Genomic DNA, 19,016 nt, shown 5'->3' with positions numbered 1-19,016 from the left:
AATTCCATTAGTGAACTAATACTATGTTCAGATCTAAGCTTAGTTGAAAAGTTTTAAGGTACAACTTTAACTTTCTTTATTTATATAGCTTTCAATTTATTTTACTTATATCAAACATCATAAAAATAAAAGGCTTAGTAAAACTAGCTTGATTTTGCTTAGCTTTATAATGAGCTCATATTTATATATTGTACAATTCGAGGTGTACTCCCCTTATTTGAACAACTACCGTGCGGTAATGTATGTCGCCATACAATTAAGCTACCTGCTTTTGCAGCTAATGGAGTACTGTGCCATTGTTGGCAATTAAAATGATGTGGATTGGTATTTTTAGGTAAACTAGCAAGCCAGTTGTCTATTTTTTTATGAAAGCCAGGTACACAACTGAATGCACCTTGTTCAGCGGCAACGTCAGTAAGGTATAGTAATCCTTGCGTTGCAAATCTGAGCGGTTTATTAAAGTTTATATCCCAGTGAAGATTTGGCCCAGGAAATCGCCAACTTTCTGTCTGAGGTGGATTAAAACTAAGCCTATCAGTGCTTACAGTTAAATTGTTTTCACCCCACAATTGCTCAAATACATCTCGCACCTGAGGCTGATGCCGAATAACCTGCATGGTTATATCATTAAAGATTTGTACCATAATTCCCTGTTTAAGTTCATGATTTCGATACCATGAAACAGGATTATGTTTATCCATATTCAAACGTTCATATACCATGTTACAAACGTCTTCACATAGCGTTTTTTCCACTAGCTCAGGAATAATAACGTAACCATTATCATCCCAGCTTTGCCACTGCTGCGATGTTAGAACGTAATGACGAGGCTGATTTAGCAATATTTTTTGTTGTTTAAGGCCCTTTTGCTGGAAAAATGCAGCTATCTTTTCATTTAACTCACTTTTAGCCGTCTTTGAAATAGCCATACCATAATGCTGCTCTACCCAGTTTTCGAATGTTAAAAAACTATCACTCGCAAAAATAGACTCTATTGTCGGTGTGAGCCCTAAGCCTAAAATATCCATGATCATCACATCGAGTGACCATTCATCTTCTATTATTTTTTTATCTGCACAGCCTTGCTTTTGAAACTGTACTTTGTGCCACATTCGCTTTAATTGAAATAAACCTAAACGCCCAGTTTCGTTATAACAGGGCAATATGCTCTGCATTGTTGTTTTCAGAGGAGGTACTTTTACTCTCAATTCATTTTGCATAATAACTCCTTTTCGCGCCTGATTTTAGACAAGCAAAACACCTTAAATTGATTTATTAACGCTGACTAAACTTAGTTAGAATAGAGTGCTATATTATTGTAAGCAACAATTGTAATTGCTAAATACAGGGAGTGGCATGGACACTGAGATTGAAAAAATTCTCGCCTTTCTTACTCATATCGGAATAAAGCACCGGTATCAAACCTTAGACGAAAGAACTTTTTTGCCCGGCCTTAAGCTAGAAAAAGGCGTTTTATTGCTTGATTTTGTCAATGGGTTCTATCCTGGTGATATCCTTCATGAGGCTGGGCATATTGCTGTCTGTGAGCCAATTTTTAGGCCCCTATTAGATGCTGACTTTTATAAGAATGGCTTGCTTGCGGGCAGAGAGAAACAAGCTATGCACGCAGAAGAAATGGCTGCGACAGCTTGGGCTGTTGCAGCAGCTATTCATTTGTCATTATCACTAGATATTATCTTTCATAAAGATGCTTATAAAGGTGCGAGTAAGACTTTAAAGCATGCTTTTGAAAATGGGAATGGTTTTGGGTTTCCATTATTACAAGCATGGCAAATGACTTGCCCAAACAAAGGTTACCCTGTAATGGTCAAGTGGATCAGAGACTGTCGCTGGATAGAAACGCTTCCAAATATATAGTTTGCAAAAAATGGATGAACTTTGTTTAAAATAAAAAGGACAATTTAATTTATGAAAATATCCTCAAATAAACATGACTTTTTCCTAAAAAACGGTTTTGTTCACTTTGAAAATGCACTTTCGATAACATTACTTAAAAAATTACAACGTTTTTCAGATAAATTAGAAGCATTAGCACTAGAGAATTTTCACAATGGGCAACTCAATAATCAATGTTGTATCTCAACAGACTCAGGTGTGCCTCGTCTTTTTCGTTATAACGACTTACTATTCGAGTCACCTGAATTAATAATTGAACTATTAGCTAGCCCACCACTCATCGAAGTTTATAAAGAATTGGTAGGAGATGGCGCAGTCCCCTTGCAATTAGATGTAGCTTATAAATACCCGTACCCACACCCTCATATTACCTGGCATCAGGATGCTCCTCATTCTAGGCAATATCCTTATTTAAATATTGGTATATACCTTGATGACGCTCTTTTAGAAGATGGCTGTTTACGCTACGTACCAAATACCCAGCATAAAGTTTTAGATATTTACAAACTTTCCAATCAATATGGGTGGGATATTCCTAATGTAGTACAACAACCCGCTAAAGCAGGTGACATCATAGTTCATGACATAATGGTTTTACATAGTTCAGGAGTAAAGCGCAGCCAAGGTGCAAGAAGAACACTGTATGTTGAATTAAGGCCAATTTTAGGGATTACCGAAAGTGGAAAACAAACTAAGGAGTGGGCCGAACTGAGAAAGCAATGGATGGCACATGTAATTAAAGCGGCAGATCCAAACAGTATTCCGCAAGCTTGGCATGAATTTTACGGCGAACCTAAATACGATTTAAGTACCTTGGTTAAGCTCATTAAAGCCAAGCCTGAAGCACCCATCCCTTCGATTCATGCCCATAAAAATGTAGTTCATCCAAATTACCCTACTCCCAAGGATTTACGCTAAAATCACATATAATTTGAAAGTATTCATTTTCCATTAGGGTCTGATGACCTTTCAGGACTAGAATTAAACAATCACTCAAAGGAATATACGTGCTTAATGAACACTTTACACCAAAACAACGTGCATTGATATGCGCTGATCTAGCTCATTTACGCTTATTAGCTGATTTAAAACTTGCACCATCAATTCCTTACTTTGCAGAAAAACCTTACCCTATTGGCCGCTGTAGAGAAATACGCGATGAGGTATTTGCACTACTGCAAACGGAATTACCTACCACTAAAAAATCTGGGCTCAGTTTATTAAAAAATCTAATTGTACAAGGTAACTCTTTACAAAAAGCATGGGGCTCACTGCAAGATCAGTACTTTCAAAACGCATTGATACTTGGTCCTTGGTATATTGATGTTGCTAACGACACCGTAAATGCCAATAAACCTAGAATAGAGATTTTATCCTTAGCTACCTCAAACTTTACATCAATAAAGGATTTTGATCAGTTTGTAAAAATAGCTCGTCGCTATTGGAAGGTTGACGTGTATAGAAATGATGTATGCCCAGCGCTTGCGCCTTATATGCCACTTTTATGTGTGGGCACCAGTGGTACAAGTTGGCTAGGGGCCGCAAACGACGATATGCTCAATGTCGCTATTAATAGCAACTTTGAGGAGTCTAAACGTATTTTGGACTCTTTGCCCTGCGCGCCAGTTAAAGTCAAAGAGCGCTGGAAAAAAGTATTGAGCAATTTCGACCATAATGATTTTTTATTAAGTGTCGGAGAGCCTGTCTCGTATTGCACTACGTATAGTAAACACTCGTACCAAACAGACCTGACAAAACGTGATGCTGCTGTTACTGCATACTTGTCTTTGCCTAAATCTGTTTAGCCAGTGCTTAACAAAAAAACTTTATTTACATTTCCAGTTCCAACATAGTTACTGGTTTAACTAACTTCCAATATATCAGTCTATAAATTAAGAAATAATAAGCTCAAATAATATTTCATGCCACAAAGCTAATGAAAAAATGCTATGGTTAAGATATCGATTATGACCTCAAGGAATGGCTCATGAACCAACAAACTGTACATACTTATTTAATGAACAAACCGTTAGTTAAACTAACGCAACCTTTTGCTAAAGATGTTGATGTATATAAAGTAAACCATAAGATGTTCGCCACCCTTGCACTGAGCAATGAGGGTGAAACCGATGAAAACGGCGAACCTATTTGGTGGCTAAACTTAAAGTGCGACCCTGATGAAGCACAGTCATTACGAGATATTTTTCCTTCGGTGATTCCAGGTTATCATATGAATAAACGCCTTTGGAATACAGTGATTTTAGACGGCTCAATACCACAAGGTGAAATTGAGCGTATGATTGATAATTCATTTAATTTGGTGGTCGACAACATGCCAGATAAAGACAAACAGGCTATTGAAGCCTTACTGTAAATAAGCGTATATATCTCTATATTTTCTGATTATCAAACATAAAAAAAGCCGCATAATTTGCGGCTTTTTTACGTTAACTTAAAACATTAATCTTTGTGCTCAGTCATCTCATTTTGAGTATCAGTCGATTTATCATCTGACTGATCTGACTCAACTTCAGCTGTTTTAGTGACTGTAGTGTAAAACTTATCGCCTTTATCAGCCATTGCAACCAGTGATTCACAGGGTGCAAAAATGGCATTGCTGTTAGCCAGTGTAGACATATCAGAGCTTATTTTACTCGCACCTAATTTGTCCATGTAGCTAAACGGGCCACCTAAGAACGGTGGGAAACCAATACCAAAAATAGCACCAATATCACCATCACGCGGGCCTGCGATAATACCATCATCTAAACAACGAGCCGCTTCATTAAGCATTTGTGAAACACAGCGCTTAGCAATCTCGTTTTTATTTAAACGTGGGGCTGGGGTTACACCTAGTAGCTCATAGACTGACTCATCGACCTTTTTGCCTTTCTTGTCGTATTCATAAAAACCGCGCCCTGTTTTACGACCAAGACGTTTTGAATCAATCATGCGCGAGAAAGCATCAGGCCCTTTAAAGCGCTCACCCAATTCTTTTTCAAGAATTGGCGCAATTTTAGATCCAATATCAATACCCACTTCGTCCAGCAGTGCCAACGGTCCAACCGGAAAACCAAACTCGACTAAGGCCGCGTCTATTTTTTCAATCGGCTCACCAGCAAGCATTAAGTTCGCCGCTTCATTAAGGTATGGCGCTAAAATGCGGTTTACATAAAAACCAGCCATATCTTTTACCACAATTGGTGTTTTACCTTGCTTACGTGCAAAGTTAACTACACGAGCAATGGTTTCTTGTGACGTGCCTTCGTGAGGAATGATCTCAACCAGTGGCATTTTCTCTACTGGCGAGAAATAATGTAAACCAATTACATTTTCAGGGCGTTCTGCTTTTGCTGCAATTTGCGAAATAGGTAATGACGAGGTATTACTTGCAAAAATAGTATTAGCTTGGCATTGCTGCTCAACATCAGCAACCATACCTTGCTTAAGCTCTAAATCTTCAAATACTGCTTCTATCACTAAATCTATGTGCTTAAAGCCGCTGTAATCCGTAGTGCCAGTAATGCGGTTCATGGTTAACTGCATATCAGCTTTTGACATAATGCGGCGCTTAAGGCGTTTATCTAAGATTTTGTAAGTGTAGTTCATGGCATTACTTATGCCCTGCTCTGCCACATCTTTAATGCGTACCGGTAATTTAGCCTTAACCGCGCTCACGTGGGCAATACCTGCGCCCATTAATCCGCCACCTAACACAGCAGTTTTGCTAATCGCAGGAGCGTCATCGTTGCGCCATTCTTTTTTCATTTCAGTGGTTGCAAAGAAAATACCGCGAAGTGCTTTAGACTCATCACTCATTACTAACGTAGCAAAGCCTTCGGCTTCGGTTTTATACGCTTTCATTTCATCAAGCTCTACGCTTGCACGAACCGCTTTAATAATCGCAAGCGGCGCTGGGTAATGACCACCGGTTTTTTTAAGTACGTTTTCTTTAGCTTTTTTAAAGATAAAGTTACGACCAAACGGGTTTGATTCTAATAGCTTACTGATCTTATCAAGTTTAGGCTCTTTAGCTTGTGGCTTTTTCTTCGCCGCAAACTCTTTAGCCACTTTTAACAGTACGCTTTGTGGTACACAATCATCCAATACACCGGCTTTTTTTGCTTGTTTAGGACGAATTTGTTTTCCGGTTAGCATCCACTCAAGGGCTTTTTGAATGCCCACGATTTTAGTTAAGCGTTGTGTACCACCACCGCCAGGTAATAAACCAAGTTGCACTTCTGGTAAGCCAATTTTTGTTAAATCACTATCGGTACCAACACGATAATCACAGGCTAAAGCAAACTCTAAACCACCACCTAAAGCAGGGCCATGTATAGCACTAACCGTGGTATACGGTAGTTTTTTCATATCAAAAAATGCTTGATGACATAACTCACTAATAGCTAATGCATCTTCGCGTTTTTCAACACCGTCTAACATTTTTACATCGGCACCGGCAATGAAGTTATCACTTTTGCCACTAATAAATACCATCCCCTTAACAGCATGCTCTTTAGCCTGTGCTAATAATGCTTTTAAATCGTCAGCAAAGCTGTCACGCAGGGTATTCATTTTTTCACCCGGCACATCAATGGTTACCACGGCTATTTTGTTATCATCAACCGTTAAATTAAATACTGAATCTGTCATTACGCACTCTCCAATACAAAGGCTGCACCTAAACCACCCGCAGCACAGGCAGTCGTTAACGCTAAACCACCGCCACGACGCTTAAGCTCGTATAAGCTTTGTGTAATTAAACGCGCGCCGGTTGCCGCAAATGGGTGACCATAAGCGAGTGAACCGCCGTTAACGTTAAACTTATCCATGTTAATTTCACCTATGGCTTTATTACGCCCTAAGTGCTCTTGTGCAAATTTATCTGAAGCAAACATTTTCATATTCGCTAAGGTTTGCGATGCAAACGCTTCATGCATTTCAATAAGATCTAAATCAGCTAGCGTAATACCTGCTCTATCAAGCGCGATTGGCGTTGAGTGAGCAGGCCCCATTAGCATGTCTTTTTCTACGCCTATGGCTGAAAACGCAAAACTGCGTACGTAGCCTAATATTTCGTAACCCAATGCTTTTGCTTTGCTTTCACTCATCATTAACACTGCAGCTGCGCCATCGGTTAATGGGGTTGCATTAGCGGCAGTCACAGAGCCGTGCTGACGGTCAAATACGGGTTTAAGCTTGGCATAACCCTCAACCGTTGAGTTTTTACGAATATTGTTATCTTCTTCAATAAAGCTTTTATAAGGCGGTAAGTGCGCCGTCATTACTTCATCTTTTAACTTGCCATCGGCCCAAGCTTGAGTTGCTAATGAGTGAGAACGATGTGCTAAAGCATCTTGATCTTCACGGCTAATATTATGGGTTTTAGCCATTTGCTCAGCTGTTTGTCCCATTGATAAACCCGTTGAGTACTCAGCAACCGCTGGCGGCACTGGTAATAAATCTTTTAAACGTAGTTTTGAGAATATTTTTAAACGCTGACCAAGCGTACGGGCTTTGTTTAAATCGACTAAACTGCCGGCTAATTTTTTACTTACACCAATTGGCAATACAGACGATGAATCGGCACCACCAGCAATACCCACGTTTACAGAGCCTGCCATAATAGATTCGGCAACATTTGCAATTGCTTGAAAGCTAGTTGCACACGCACGTGACACTGAATATGCATCAACGCCCACTGGCATACCTGTACCTAATACAATTTCACGTGCAATATTTGGCGCTTCTGGCATTTGTACTACTTGACCAAAAACCAGTTGATCGATTTCTGACTTGTCGAAATTTAATCGCTCAAGCATTTCATTAACTACTAGCTTACCCATATCCAATGCTGGTACATGGTGAAACGCAGTTGCTTGCTTAGCAAAAGGAGTACGTAGGCCGCTTACAATGGCAATACGGTCGCCTTTTGGTGTTTTAAGTATGTTTTGCTCAGACATTTATTATTCTCTCCCGCTGACAGGTCAGACCTGTATGTTTTCCTCGATTCTAAACAACCCGTGTGATAAAGCCAATAGATAAACGTAAATTAATCATAAAGCGCCATTGTAAATCACTACATACATTGTGTAAGGGTAATACAATAGGCTTTTTTAGCAGGTTTTACAAAGTTTTGTGTTAGGCTAAAAAGCGTTAAAAAATAACGAACTATTTTCAAAAAATCAGTCTAACTCTTGAGTTATCCACTTATAAACCTTATAACTAGCTCAGTATTTGTTACCTAACCACTTTAGGTATTATTTAAGCTGACGAGGACAGTCCACTTATTATGGCAGCTAACGCATTTTCAAACTTAAAAACGTATTTAGACACCCAAATTATTGGCCAGCCAGCGCTCACTCAAGCACTCTTAATTGCTATATTAGCCGATGGTCATTTACTTGTTGAAGGCCCTCCGGGGCTTGCAAAAACGCGAGCGGTTAATGCTTTAGCAAAAGGTATTGAAGGCTCGTTTCAGCGTGTTCAGTTTACCCCAGACTTGTTACCAGCCGATGTAACTGGTACTGATATTTATCGTCAACAAACCAGTGAGTTTGTGTTTGAAAAAGGCCCTTTATTTCATAACCTCATATTAGCGGATGAAATAAACCGAGCACCAGCGAAAGTACAATCGGCTTTATTAGAAGCAATGGCAGAGCGCCAAGTTACTGTGGGCAAAAATACGTACCCACTTAGTGACCTATTTTTAGTGATGGCAACGCAAAACCCGCTTGAGCAAGAAGGAACCTACCCACTGCCTGAAGCGCAATTAGACCGCTTTTTATTACATTTAAGTATTAATTATCCAGGGGCTGAGCACGAACTTGATATTTTACGCCTAACCCGTGGTGAAGCACTTAATGATGAAGTTCCAGTGCTTGAGCAAATTTCGCAAGCAGAGTTGTTTGCCGCTAGAAAAGCGATTTTGGGTCTGTATTTAGCAGAGCCACTAGAGCAATACTTAGTTCAGTTGATTATTGCTACTCGAGAAGGCGCAAACTTAGATGAGCAACTTGGCCGCTGGATTGAGTACGGCGCCAGCCCACGTGCCACCATTGCTTTGGATAAATGTGCCAGAGCTCATGCGTGGTTAAGTGGTCGTGATTTTGTATCGCCTGACGATATTCAAGCTGTGGTACATAATGTATTACGCCATCGTATTATTTTAAGTTACGAAGCACAGGCCGATGGTATTACAAAAGAGCAGGTTATTAGCCGTATTGTTGAACTAGTTGCTGTACCTTAAGTTATGCAAACACACTTTGATTCTCAGGCATGGCTTAAATTAAGTCATAGCCATGGTGTTAATTTATCGCTTAAAGAGCTGATGTATTATAAAGCAAAAGCGCAACTGCTTGAGCTGGCACCTAAAGTTAGAATAAAAAATACCTTAGCGGGGCAATATCTAGCGCCGCATAAAGGCCGTGGCATGGAGTTTGCCGAAGTGCGCCATTACCAACACGGTGATGACATACGCTCTATTGATTGGCGGGTCACGGCTCGTACCGGTGAAACCCACACCAAACTTTTTCAAGAAGAAAAAGAACGCCCGGTATTTGTATTTACTGACTTTTCAAACTCCATGTTATTTGGCTCTCAATTATTATTAAAGTCGGTGCAAGCTGCACATATTAGTGCCTTGGTTGCGTGGTCTGCTTGCCAACGTGGCGATAGAATTGGCGGTGTTGTGTTTAATCAGCACTCGCATTTAGAGCTTAAACCTAGTGCCCGTGAAAAGGCCGTGTTAAAGCTGTGTCATAATTTATGCGACGCCCATCAGCAGGCACTTGAAAATATTGATAAACCTGCCAGTAATAACTTTAGTGACAACCTTAAGCGTTTAAATCACTTAGCTAAACCCGGTAGTTTGGTTTATATCGTATCCGATTTTAACGCCTTAGATGACGCCAGCTTTAAACAACTCGAATTACTTGCTCGGCACTGTGAATTGATAGGCTGCCATATTAGCGACCCCTTCGAGCATAAGTTACCTGCTTTCCAACAAGCGGTTACGGTAAGTGCTAATAATCAGCAGTTTGCCCTCCCTTTGATGGATAACAGTTTTAGAGAACGATTTGCCAAAAATGCCGAGCAAGCATTTAGCGCGCGTATTAATCGTTTAACAAAATCTGGGCTTAACCTATTATCATTCGATGCAGCCACTGCGCTGGAACTGCAATTAGTGAGAAGATAAATCATGCAAACCTCTCCACTTGATGGCCTTCACGATATTATTGCTCCCTCTCACGTTGACTGGTGGCCGTTAGCCCCTGCTTGGTGGGTAGTTATTAGCATTGCACTGTGCTTAGTGTGTGGCTTAATTATAATTATGTACAAAAACTATCAATTTAAAAAACCAAAACGTAATGCGATTAAATTAGCTAATCAACAACAATCAGCGCAGCAATTGCATATTATTTTAAAGCGTTTAGTGATCACCTATTACGATCCACGCTTAGCAGCGCAATCCACAGCTAACTGGTGTAAAACCCTAAGTCAACTTGCTGCAATTGGTTTTAATGAAGATGAAATTTCAAGCCTATATAGCACAGCACAAACACCACCGGCACTCAGTGATAAGTTTCGCCAAGCTATTAAACAATTTAAGCTAAAGGAGCCACTGCATGTTTGAATTTAGCTGGCCATGGCTGTTTTTATTACTGCCGCTTCCTTTAACGTTACTGCTATTAAAACCCGCAGCAAGTAATGCAACGACACGTTTACGCATCCCAAGTTTTGCATCGCATAATTTAAATAATCAACATGTAGAGCCCAGTGCACGTAAGTTAAACACTCTTGAATGGTTGCTATGGGCATTATTAGTAACAGCATCGGCTAACCCTACTTGGTTAGATGAGCCTATATCGCTGCCTAATGAAGGTCGCGACATTATGCTCGCTGTGGATTTATCGGGCTCAATGACAGAACAAGACATGGCTTATAATGGCCAATATGTTGACCGTTTAACTATGGTTAAAGCAGTGCTTAGCGATTTTATAGAGCAGCGTCAAGGCGACAGACTTGGGCTAATATTGTTTGGTGATACCGCGTTTTTGCAAACACCTCTCACCCGTGATGTAAAAACCGTCAGCAAAATGCTTACTGAAGCACAAATAGGTTTAGTAGGACGTGCCACGGCTATTGGTGACGCTTTAGGTTTATCGGTTAAACGCTTTGCTAGTAAAAAAGAAAGTAATCGCATTGTGGTGTTACTAACAGATGGACAAAACACCGCAGGAAACCTTGACCCCGAAGATGCCCTATTACTGGCTCGTGAAGAAGGCATAAAAGTGTACACCATCGGAGTCGGCTCTGATAACCCACGTGGTTTTAGTTTATTTAATATGGGCTCTGGAGGAAGTAATTTAGATGAGAGCTTACTGAAAAATATTGCCGAGCAAACCGGAGGTCTGTACTTTAGAGCCAAAGATGTCGCTGGGCTGCAACAAATCTATGCAGAGCTTGATAAACTCGAGCCAATTAGTGCCGATGAGCAAACCTTTCGCCCGCAAACAGCCTTGTTTTATTATCCGTTATTACTGGCCATTCTATTAATAAGTGCAATGGCATTTTTAAAAACAGTACGTGCATTGAAGGAGCCAAGCTAATGGATTTTGAATTTATTCGCCCCGCTATTTTATGGCTGCTACTCCCTGCGCTAGGGCTGTTTTTTATTGCCATGCTTAAAGAGAAAAAAGCCCAATCGGCGCCACTTATTGCGCCACATTTAGCACAATTTGTTATGAGTGAATCAAATAATCAGGCTCGTCAGCCGCTGTGGCTAGTTGCGTTATTTTGCAGTTTAGCCATTATATTTAGTGCAGGCCCAAGTTTTGAGGAAAAACAAGTCCCTGTATTTCAAAGCAAAAGTGCCCGCGTTATTGTAATGGATATGTCGTACTCTATGTATAGCACCGACATTGCTCCTAATAGATTAATGCAATCTCGCTTTAAAGCCCTCGATATGATTGAGTTATTTAAAGAAGGTGATACTGCATTAGTAGCCTACGCAGGCACTGCCTATACCATTTCTCCACTGACCAATGATGCAACCACCCTCGCCAACCTTATTCCTAGCTTAAGCCCTGAAATTATGCCTGATAAAGGCTCAAACGTGCTGGCAGGTTTAGACATGGCACAAGAGCTGCTCACTCAAGCAGGCTACCTAGATGGTGATATTATTTTGATCACCGATGGTATTGAACAACAACAGCAAAGTGATATAAGTGGTTTTACTAACAGTAGCCAGTATCGACTAAATATTTACGGTATTGGCACTGAGCAAGGTGCACCAATAAAGTTACCTGAAGGCGGATTTTTAAAAGATAGTTACGGCCAAATTGTAGTGCCCACACTCAATGGTTCTTTACTTAAAGGACTAGCAAAAAATAGTGGCGGCCAGTACGCTAATTATCAACCAAGCAATAGTGATATTGCCATTTTTTCACCGCAAGCAAACAGTGAAATACTAAAAAGTGAAAAACCCAATTTAGCCTTGTGGCGAATCGATGCTGGCATTTATGGCTTGCTTATTTTACTGCCCTTAGCTCTATACTTATTTAGACGCTCTGCGTTTATTGGTGCGGTGCTATTGCTAAGCTTTATACCTCAGCAAAATGCTCATGCAGTAGAGTTACCAACACTATTTAAAAATACCGATCAGCGTGCATTAGAAGCTTACAACAACCAAGAGTATCAACAAGCAGCGCAAGCGAAGTCCAGCGCTCTCAAAGGCGCTGCATTGTATCAGCAAGGTCAGTTTGAAAGCGCTCTGAACGAATTTAGTCAAGATAAATCAGCCACTGGTTATTACAATTACGGTAATACACTGGCTAAAGCCGGACAATTAGATGCTGCTATAAACGCTTACAAACAAGCGCAATCACTACAGTCTGATTTTACCCAAGCAGCCGATAACCAAGCGTTAGTTGAGCAGTTACTTAAGCAACAGCAAGACCAGGAAAACCAACAAGGAAATGATTCGCAAAATCAAGATGAGCAAAGTCAAGATGGTGCAGATAAATCAAAACAAGATCAGCAAAAAAATGGCGATAAAAATAACGCAGATAAAAGCGAAGATGACAGCCAAAACAGTGAAGAGCAGCAATCGAGTGAACCCTCGGAGCAATCAAAAGATCAACAAAGCCAATCTGGCGAGCAGTCAGATGAGCAAAATCAGCCTGACATGCAAGCTCAATCACAAAACCAGCAAGACGAGAACAAAGACGACGATAGTAAGCCTCAGCAAGACGAGCAACAGAGTCAACCCAATCAAATGAATGAGCAACCGCCATCTGATGAGCAAAAGCAGCAAGCACAACAACAAGCTATGCAGGCACAGGCGGCTGAACTTACTAATGAAGAAAAAGAGAAAGCACAGCAACTAAATCAGTTACTAAGAAAAGTGCCCGACGATCCCGCTATTTTATTAAGAAACAAAATGCAATTAGAAGCCCAAAAAAGACAATATCAACGCCGTCCAACAGGAGTAGAAAAATCATGGTAATGCGATTATTTTGCTGTTTATTGCTATTAACTGCCATGCCATTAATGGCCGCCACTTCATTAGAGGCAAGCGTTGATAAAAACCCGGTACTGGCGGGTGAGTTTTTTATGCTCAATATTAGCGTTGATGATTCAATCAAAGGGCAACAACCCGATACTTCAGCGCTGTTAAAGGATTTCGTAGTCGGCCCTATGAGCTTAAGTAGCCGCACCAACATTATTAACGGCAGCATTAAAAAACAAACATCGTGGTCTGTTAAGTTAATGACTCGCAAAGCTGGCGAATACACAATTCCTTCTTTTAGTGTTGCAGGGCTCAGCTCTCAACCGATAAACTTGTCGGTTAAAGAGCGAAGCAGCGATGCGGGCAAAAATGATGATATATTTTTAAAAAGCTCGCTTACAAATAACAGCTTATTTGTGCAAGAGGCTGGCGTTTACACCATTAAACTTTACTTAGCTAAAGAGCTACTTGATGGCAGCTTAAGCACACCAAGCATGGAAGATGCTCAACTCACCCAGCTAGGTAAGCAAAGTGAAGATTATGAACTGGTTAACGGTAAACGTTATTTAGTGATCACTCGTAATTATTTAATTCAGCCGCAAAAAAGTGGTGCATACATCATTGAAGCACCTGTTTTTCAAGGGCGTGTTCAACAAAACTATCGCCAACTAGAGGTGTCGGCACTTGGCGATGAACAACAGATCGAAATCAAACCCATCCCTGAGAATTATCAAGGTGATTGGTTACCCAGTGAATTAGTAAGTCTAACCGAGCAATGGCAACCAGACGATAATACCGTTGAAGCCGGCACGCCAATAACACGCACTATTATGCTTACCGCCTTAGGGGTGACTAAAGAGCAACTACCCGAAATTGATATGCCTACTATTGATGGTATTCGCAGCTACCCGGATGAAAAAGAAACTAATAATGCAGTGCGCGATGGTCGAGTGGTATCACAGCAAAGCGCCTCATTTGCGCTACTTCCACAAACCCCAGGCACCTATACATTGCCTGAAATTACCCTGCCTTGGTATAACACCAAAATGAACCGAATTAGTTACGCAACTTTACCAGAGCGCACAATTACGGTAACACCAAGCACCACAGCACCAGCAAACTCGCTGAGCCCTCCCGTTGAAAGTAATTTAAACAACACGGATGCAGAGCCAACGCAGCAAGCGCTCAGCGTGCAACGCCATACTAGTACGCCTCTATGGCTTATTATTGTAGCCGTATTAGGTTACGTATTATGGATTGTGACCCTGGTTCTTTACTTTATAAAACGCTCAGCTAAAGAAGCGCAACAAACGGCGCAAGCAAATCATAGAGGCAATCAGCAAGCAGAATTAAAAACACTGCAAATACTTGCTAAAAGCCGTGATAATAAAGCATTTTACGATGCACTTAATCTATACGCGCTAACTCGAACAGATAAAAAGGTAGGAGCTCTCACCCATTTATGCGCTATGATAAACAACTCGCAGTTCACTGCGCAGGTAAATAATTTACAAGCACAGTTGTACGGTAACCAATCGGCCAGCACTGATTTAGAAGCGATTGTTAGTTTATTAAAAAAACATCAATCGCACACAGCTAAGTCATCATCTGCGTTAAAAGAGCTATATTCTTAATAAGAATCTTAGTTACTTTTTTGGCCTATAATAATTTTAATTAAAAAGTACTTATGTTTGGAAATAAAAAATCGAATGATCGGGTCTTAATAAATATGGCTGAAAAACAACAACGCTACGAAGCCTTGGTTCATGTTTATCACAAGGAACTCTATCGCTTTGCTTACTGGTTATGTAACGACCCGACTATTGCGGATGACTTAGTGCAAGAAACCTTTTTACGTGCATGGCGCTCGCTTGATTCGTTACTCGACCAAAAAGCAGCTAAGCCATGGTTGCTGACCATTTTAAGGCGTGAGAATGCCAGACGCTTTGAGCGCAAGCAATTTGATTACAGTGATGTAGATAACGACACACTAGTGGATCAAACCAGCCATAGCTTAGATACAGCAATGGAACAAACCGTTATCCAGCGACAAATTTCTTTATTGGCTGATGAATACAAAGAGCCGCTGTTGCTACAGGTGGTAATGGGCTGCACCGGAGATGAAATTGCAGACATTCTTAACTTAAATAAAAATACGGTCATGACACGTTTATTTCGAGCAAAAAATCAACTTAAAGAGGCATTAAGCCGTGATGATGAACAACTTAAAGGAGCATCAAAATAATGGATGAACTTGAGTTTCGTCGCCGCACAATTGCGCAGCCAAATGAGCTGGACAAAGAGCTACAGGAATTTGCAAACAGCAGTGCCGACAGACAACAATTTTTGAATGAAAGCAAAGCATTCGATAAACAACTCGACAATGCGCTTGAAATCCCTGTGCCTGACAATCTTGCTGAACGAATTATTTTAAATACCTCGTTAAAAGAAAAAGCCAGAACAGATGAACTTGAGCAAAAGGATAACGTGGTTAGTGCACGCTCATGGTTTAAGTTTGACCGAGTACATTTGGCCTTAGCGGCTTCATTTGTGATTGCAGTCAGTGCGTTTATGTTTAGCGAAGAGCAAAGCATTAATCAAACGGCTGGTGAGCATGCACTAGCTCATGTTTACCATGAAATTTATGCATTAAATAAGACTCAACCAATTAGCATACAAGCTGTTAATGAAAAGCTGGCTTTACTTGGCGGTCAAATTAGTGATTTGCCTGGTAAAGTCACTTACGTTACCTTTTGCGATTTTCAAGGTGAGAGAGGCTTACATTTAGTGTTTGAGTCTGACTTTGGGCCTATGACCGTGTTTATTGTGCCAAGCGATAACCAAATTTTTGAAATTGGCTCTGATGATTTTAATGACTCTCGCTATGCTGGCCATATAAATCGTGGCAAACAGGCCGATACCGTGCTAATTGCAAGCCTTGGCTCACCAGTTGATATGTATAATGAACGTATTTCAGGTGCTATTCGCTGGCTTTAAGCCATTATAGAAACAATAAAAAACCGCAACGAGTGTGCGGTTTTTTTATTATTTAAAAGCCAAAGCTTCTTACTGATTACTTACAAACATCAGCAACTGCGTTAGCAAAGTAGTTGATATTTGCTTGGCTAATACCTGCTACGTTAACACGGCTAGAACCGACAATGTAAATACCGTATTCTTTTTGTAGGCGCTCGATTTGCTCTTTATTAATACCTAAGAAAGAGAACATACCGTGTTGGCGGTCAATAAACGAGAAGTCCTGAGCAATATCTTTTGCTGCCAGGCTGTCTTTAATTAAACTACGTAAACCATTAATACGGTTACGCATTTCATCAAGTTCACTGTGCCATAGCTGCGTTAATTCTGTGCTGCTTAAAATAGTGTTTACAATGTCTGCACCGTGCGCTGGCGGCATAGAATAAATGCTACGTACCACACTTAATAACACCGAGTTTGAAATATCAGCTGTTGCACTGTCTTTTGCAATGATTGAACAGGCACCAATACGCTCACGGTATAAGCCGAAGTTTTTAGAACATGATGAACAAATGATCAACTCTTCAACCGCATTGGCTAAAATACGTAAACCATTCGCATCTTCTTCTAAAGAAGAGCCAAAACCTTGATATGCAATATCAATTAATGGCGTAAAACCCACATCTTTTGCAAGTTCAGCAATAGTATTCCATTGTGTTTCGTTTAAATCCATACCACTTGGGTTGTGACAACATGCATGTAATAACACCACATCGCCCTTAGGCACCTGTGTTAGTGTTTCAACCATTTCATCAAACAATAAATCTTTGTTTTCGTAATCGTAGTATGGGTATTCTTTTACCGTTAAGCCTGCAGCTTCAAATAAGCTAATGTGGTTTGCCCACGTTGGATTGGTTACCCATACAGTTGCATCTGGATTACAACGTACAATGAATTCTGCAGCAACACGAAGTGCACCAGTACCGCCAGGAGCTTGTGCTGTGCGTACGCGGTTAGCTAATAATGCAGGGTGTTCACCTAGTAGAAGATTTTCCATTTGTTGACAGTAATCTAAATTACCAGCAAGACCAATGTAAGATTTGCTCATTTCATTTTCTAAACGAAATGCTTCTGCTTTTTTTACTGACTTTAATACTGGGGTATTCCCCTGCTCGTCTTTATATACACCAACCCCTAAGTCAATCTTATTTGGGTTAGTATCTTGCTTGTAGGCCGCCATAAGGCCAAGAATAGGGTCTGTTGGTAATGGTTTTAATACTGAGAACATTGGCTATCTCTTCGTTATTTAGGGGTTAGCTGTTGCGATAAGCTTAACATAAAAACTCACTAGATTGACTAGTGTTATTTACACTAAAAAGTGAGGAATTTTAATGCAGCACGCAATTAATAACGCGAGCGTCGCTTTATCAAAAAAATCAGTGCTGAAGGCTTCACCATCAACAATACCTATACACTGATGTTGTGCATTAAATAGCGGTAAACAGGCTTCTGCTTTTACTTTCGGATCACAGGTGTAATATTCACCGCCTGCCGCTAAATACTGCTCAACATTATTAATAACGCGCCCTTTACCACTAAGCGCTACTTGAACGTTATTGCTGGCAGTCGCAAATTCAGCAGTAAGCGGAAATAAAGGACGACTCGGCGCACCAAAATAAGCCAGCTTTAATAACTGCTCCCCTTCATTGGTGTGGGTATTCTGATAAATGCCGTACCAATCAAGCTTTGTGTTTTCAATGACGTAGTCAACAATCAATTGAAGTTGCGCTAATTTTTCAGTTGTTTGCGTACTTTGGCTGACATAATCGCTTAGTTTAAACGGCTCATCCTGTAGGTAACCAAATAAACTACATGCCCCACCTTCACCTAGCTCAGGAATTTGATATTCCCAACGCACGGCTGGTGCAGCATTTTTATTTAGGTATTGCTCAAGCTTTTCTAGCTCAGCGTGAATTAACTGTGGCTCAACATTAAGTTGAGCATACTCTAAGTAAGAATTAACCATTTGGACGTCCATACATCTATAATGCCGAAATAGTAGCATGGATGTTTTTATAGTGCTAGCCAATTTAAAGTGCTTTTTTAAAATCTTTAAACACTTTTATTCATAGATATAATTGCGGTATTTAAACTGGTTGCTTTATCTTTGGGGGCATTAAAAGGTGTTCAGCTTAGGTGCAAAAATTACGCCTTTGCTTCACAAATTTGTTATTATTTGCCGCATTATTATATTCAATCTTAAGTAGGTTAATTATGAGTGATAGTCACTTAGTGTATTCAACAGCAACAGGGCGAATTGATCAGCCAAAGCCAGAAAAAGAACTGGATGTAAAACTATTTAAAGACGGGTCAATTCGCATAGAACGTCAAACCAAAGGCCGAAAAGGTAAAGGTGTAATGCTGGTTGTTGGTCTTGATCCACAACAGCATGATTTGAAAAAGTTAGCAAAAACAATAAAAAGTAAGATGGGCCAAGGGGGCGCAGTAAAAGAAGGTGTTATTGAAGTACAAGGTGATGATCGCGACAAATTAAAAGCGATTTTAGAAGGATTAAAATTTAAAGTAAAAATTGCGGGTGGTTAACCCGCAA

Annotated in this window: 18 protein-coding genes; 13 read left to right on the top strand and 5 right to left on the bottom strand. The window is 40.3% G+C overall.

What is annotated here, in order from left to right; genetic code table 11:
* Positions 1-164: 164 nt before the first annotated feature.
* Complete coding sequence (locus FLM54_RS05140) at positions 165-1,220, bottom strand: phytanoyl-CoA dioxygenase family protein (protein WP_178955562.1); 1,056 nt, start codon at positions 1,218-1,220, stop codon at positions 165-167.
* Positions 1,221-1,356: 136 nt separating this feature from the next.
* Here FLM54_RS05140 and FLM54_RS05135 point away from each other — a divergent pair, with 136 nt between their 5' ends.
* The 4 genes from FLM54_RS05135 (at position 1,357) to FLM54_RS05120 (ending at position 4,291) form a co-directional block, all read left to right on the top strand.
* On the top strand, positions 1,357-1,878 hold the full coding sequence (locus FLM54_RS05135) for a hypothetical protein (RefSeq protein ID WP_138606259.1): 522 nt from the start codon (positions 1,357-1,359) through the stop codon (positions 1,876-1,878).
* 51 nt (positions 1,879-1,929) lie between these two features.
* Positions 1,930-2,835 (top strand): phytanoyl-CoA dioxygenase family protein, encoded by a 906-nt coding sequence (locus FLM54_RS05130; protein WP_178955560.1) that lies wholly within the window; start codon positions 1,930-1,932, stop codon positions 2,833-2,835.
* An 89-nt stretch (positions 2,836-2,924) separates the two neighbouring features.
* Positions 2,925-3,722: a hypothetical protein gene (locus tag FLM54_RS05125; protein ID WP_178955558.1), complete on the top strand. Its 798-nt coding sequence runs from the start codon at positions 2,925-2,927 to the stop codon at positions 3,720-3,722.
* Positions 3,723-3,904: 182 nt separating this feature from the next.
* The gene (locus tag FLM54_RS05120) at positions 3,905-4,291 is read left to right on the top strand and encodes an MmcQ/YjbR family DNA-binding protein (RefSeq protein ID WP_054202136.1); all 387 of its coding nucleotides are present in this window, start codon (positions 3,905-3,907) and stop codon (positions 4,289-4,291) included.
* 86 nt (positions 4,292-4,377) lie between these two features.
* Here FLM54_RS05120 and fadJ read toward each other — a convergent pair whose 3' ends face one another.
* Positions 4,378-6,570, bottom strand: a complete 2,193-nt coding sequence (fadJ, locus tag FLM54_RS05115; RefSeq protein WP_178955556.1) for a fatty acid oxidation complex subunit alpha FadJ — start codon at positions 6,568-6,570, stop codon at positions 4,378-4,380.
* Complete coding sequence (gene fadI / locus FLM54_RS05110; protein WP_010391348.1) at positions 6,570-7,880, bottom strand: acetyl-CoA C-acyltransferase FadI; 1,311 nt, start codon at positions 7,878-7,880, stop codon at positions 6,570-6,572. The genes fadJ and fadI overlap by 1 nt, the downstream gene beginning before the upstream one ends.
* Before the next feature lie 329 nt (positions 7,881-8,209).
* On the opposite strand from fadI, the gene FLM54_RS05105 reads away from it, so the two are divergent.
* The 8 genes from FLM54_RS05105 to FLM54_RS05070 are packed head-to-tail and all read left to right on the top strand — an operon-like array spanning position 8,210 to position 16,426.
* The gene (locus tag FLM54_RS05105) at positions 8,210-9,166 is read left to right on the top strand and encodes a MoxR family ATPase (protein WP_178955554.1); all 957 of its coding nucleotides are present in this window, start codon (positions 8,210-8,212) and stop codon (positions 9,164-9,166) included.
* Between the two features lie 3 nt (positions 9,167-9,169).
* Positions 9,170-10,114, top strand: coding sequence for a DUF58 domain-containing protein (locus tag FLM54_RS05100; protein WP_054202133.1), 945 nt, complete (start codon positions 9,170-9,172; stop codon positions 10,112-10,114).
* A 3-nt stretch (positions 10,115-10,117) separates the two neighbouring features.
* Positions 10,118-10,552: a DUF4381 domain-containing protein gene (locus FLM54_RS05095; protein ID WP_010391338.1), complete on the top strand. Its 435-nt coding sequence runs from the start codon at positions 10,118-10,120 to the stop codon at positions 10,550-10,552.
* Positions 10,545-11,528, top strand: a complete 984-nt coding sequence (locus FLM54_RS05090; RefSeq protein WP_055011727.1) for a vWA domain-containing protein — start codon at positions 10,545-10,547, stop codon at positions 11,526-11,528. Before FLM54_RS05095 ends, FLM54_RS05090 begins: the two co-directional genes overlap by 8 nt.
* A complete protein-coding gene (locus FLM54_RS05085; protein ID WP_178955552.1) occupies positions 11,528-13,426 on the top strand; it encodes a VWA domain-containing protein in 1,899 nt (632 codons plus the stop codon). Before FLM54_RS05090 ends, FLM54_RS05085 begins: the two co-directional genes overlap by 1 nt.
* Positions 13,420-15,063, top strand: a complete 1,644-nt coding sequence (locus FLM54_RS05080) for a BatD family protein (protein WP_178955550.1) — start codon at positions 13,420-13,422, stop codon at positions 15,061-15,063. The genes FLM54_RS05085 and FLM54_RS05080 overlap by 7 nt, the downstream gene beginning before the upstream one ends.
* 53 nt (positions 15,064-15,116) lie before the next feature.
* Positions 15,117-15,674, top strand: coding sequence for a sigma-70 family RNA polymerase sigma factor (locus FLM54_RS05075; RefSeq protein WP_036933611.1), 558 nt, complete (start codon positions 15,117-15,119; stop codon positions 15,672-15,674).
* Positions 15,674-16,426 carry a DUF3379 family protein gene (locus tag FLM54_RS05070; protein ID WP_138606273.1) on the top strand — a complete coding sequence of 251 codons (753 nt, stop codon included), beginning with the start codon at positions 15,674-15,676 and terminating at the stop codon, positions 16,424-16,426. Before FLM54_RS05075 ends, FLM54_RS05070 begins: the two co-directional genes overlap by 1 nt.
* A 76-nt stretch (positions 16,427-16,502) precedes the next feature.
* On the opposite strand, the gene FLM54_RS05065 is transcribed toward FLM54_RS05070, so the two are convergent.
* Entirely contained in the window at positions 16,503-17,693 is a 1,191-nt protein-coding gene (locus FLM54_RS05065; protein WP_138606275.1) for an amino acid aminotransferase, read from the bottom strand.
* 78 nt (positions 17,694-17,771) lie between these two features.
* Entirely contained in the window at positions 17,772-18,431 is a 660-nt protein-coding gene (locus FLM54_RS05060) for a GAF domain-containing protein (protein ID WP_138606277.1), read from the bottom strand.
* Between the two features lie 248 nt (positions 18,432-18,679).
* Here FLM54_RS05060 and FLM54_RS05055 point away from each other — a divergent pair, with 248 nt between their 5' ends.
* A complete protein-coding gene (locus tag FLM54_RS05055) occupies positions 18,680-19,009 on the top strand; it encodes a translation initiation factor (RefSeq protein WP_008114484.1) in 330 nt (109 codons plus the stop codon).
* Positions 19,010-19,016: the final 7 nt, after the last annotated feature.

This window comes from Pseudoalteromonas sp. Scap25 (assembly GCF_013394125.1).
Taxonomy (GTDB): domain Bacteria; phylum Pseudomonadota; class Gammaproteobacteria; order Enterobacterales; family Alteromonadaceae; genus Pseudoalteromonas.
Note: the sequence above shows the minus strand (reverse complement) of the source record. Positions and strands in the feature narration are given on the sequence as shown.

Excerpts from the sequence above, each read along its gene's own strand:
- FLM54_RS05080 (WP_178955550.1), top strand. The coding sequence starts at position 13,420 with ATGGTAATGCGATTATTTTGCTGTTTATTGCTATTAACTGCCATGCCA.
- FLM54_RS05090 (WP_055011727.1), top strand. The coding sequence starts at position 10,545 with ATGTTTGAATTTAGCTGGCCATGGCTGTTTTTATTACTGCCGCTTCCT.
- FLM54_RS05100 (WP_054202133.1), top strand. The coding sequence starts at position 9,170 with ATGCAAACACACTTTGATTCTCAGGCATGGCTTAAATTAAGTCATAGC.
- FLM54_RS05120 (WP_054202136.1), top strand. The coding sequence starts at position 3,905 with ATGAACCAACAAACTGTACATACTTATTTAATGAACAAACCGTTAGTT.
- fadJ (WP_178955556.1), bottom strand. The coding sequence starts at position 6,570 with ATGACAGATTCAGTATTTAATTTAACGGTTGATGATAACAAAATAGCC.
- FLM54_RS05075 (WP_036933611.1), top strand. The coding sequence starts at position 15,117 with ATGTTTGGAAATAAAAAATCGAATGATCGGGTCTTAATAAATATGGCT.
- FLM54_RS05060 (WP_138606277.1), bottom strand. The coding sequence starts at position 18,431 with ATGGTTAATTCTTACTTAGAGTATGCTCAACTTAATGTTGAGCCACAG.
- FLM54_RS05095 (WP_010391338.1), top strand. The coding sequence starts at position 10,118 with ATGCAAACCTCTCCACTTGATGGCCTTCACGATATTATTGCTCCCTCT.
- FLM54_RS05105 (WP_178955554.1), top strand. The coding sequence starts at position 8,210 with ATGGCAGCTAACGCATTTTCAAACTTAAAAACGTATTTAGACACCCAA.
- FLM54_RS05130 (WP_178955560.1), top strand. The coding sequence starts at position 1,930 with ATGAAAATATCCTCAAATAAACATGACTTTTTCCTAAAAAACGGTTTT.
- FLM54_RS05135 (WP_138606259.1), top strand. The coding sequence starts at position 1,357 with ATGGACACTGAGATTGAAAAAATTCTCGCCTTTCTTACTCATATCGGA.
- FLM54_RS05055 (WP_008114484.1), top strand. The coding sequence starts at position 18,680 with ATGAGTGATAGTCACTTAGTGTATTCAACAGCAACAGGGCGAATTGAT.
- FLM54_RS05070 (WP_138606273.1), top strand. The coding sequence starts at position 15,674 with ATGGATGAACTTGAGTTTCGTCGCCGCACAATTGCGCAGCCAAATGAG.
- FLM54_RS05140 (WP_178955562.1), bottom strand. The coding sequence starts at position 1,220 with ATGCAAAATGAATTGAGAGTAAAAGTACCTCCTCTGAAAACAACAATG.
- FLM54_RS05085 (WP_178955552.1), top strand. The coding sequence starts at position 11,528 with ATGGATTTTGAATTTATTCGCCCCGCTATTTTATGGCTGCTACTCCCT.
- fadI (WP_010391348.1), bottom strand. The coding sequence starts at position 7,880 with ATGTCTGAGCAAAACATACTTAAAACACCAAAAGGCGACCGTATTGCC.
- FLM54_RS05065 (WP_138606275.1), bottom strand. The coding sequence starts at position 17,693 with ATGTTCTCAGTATTAAAACCATTACCAACAGACCCTATTCTTGGCCTT.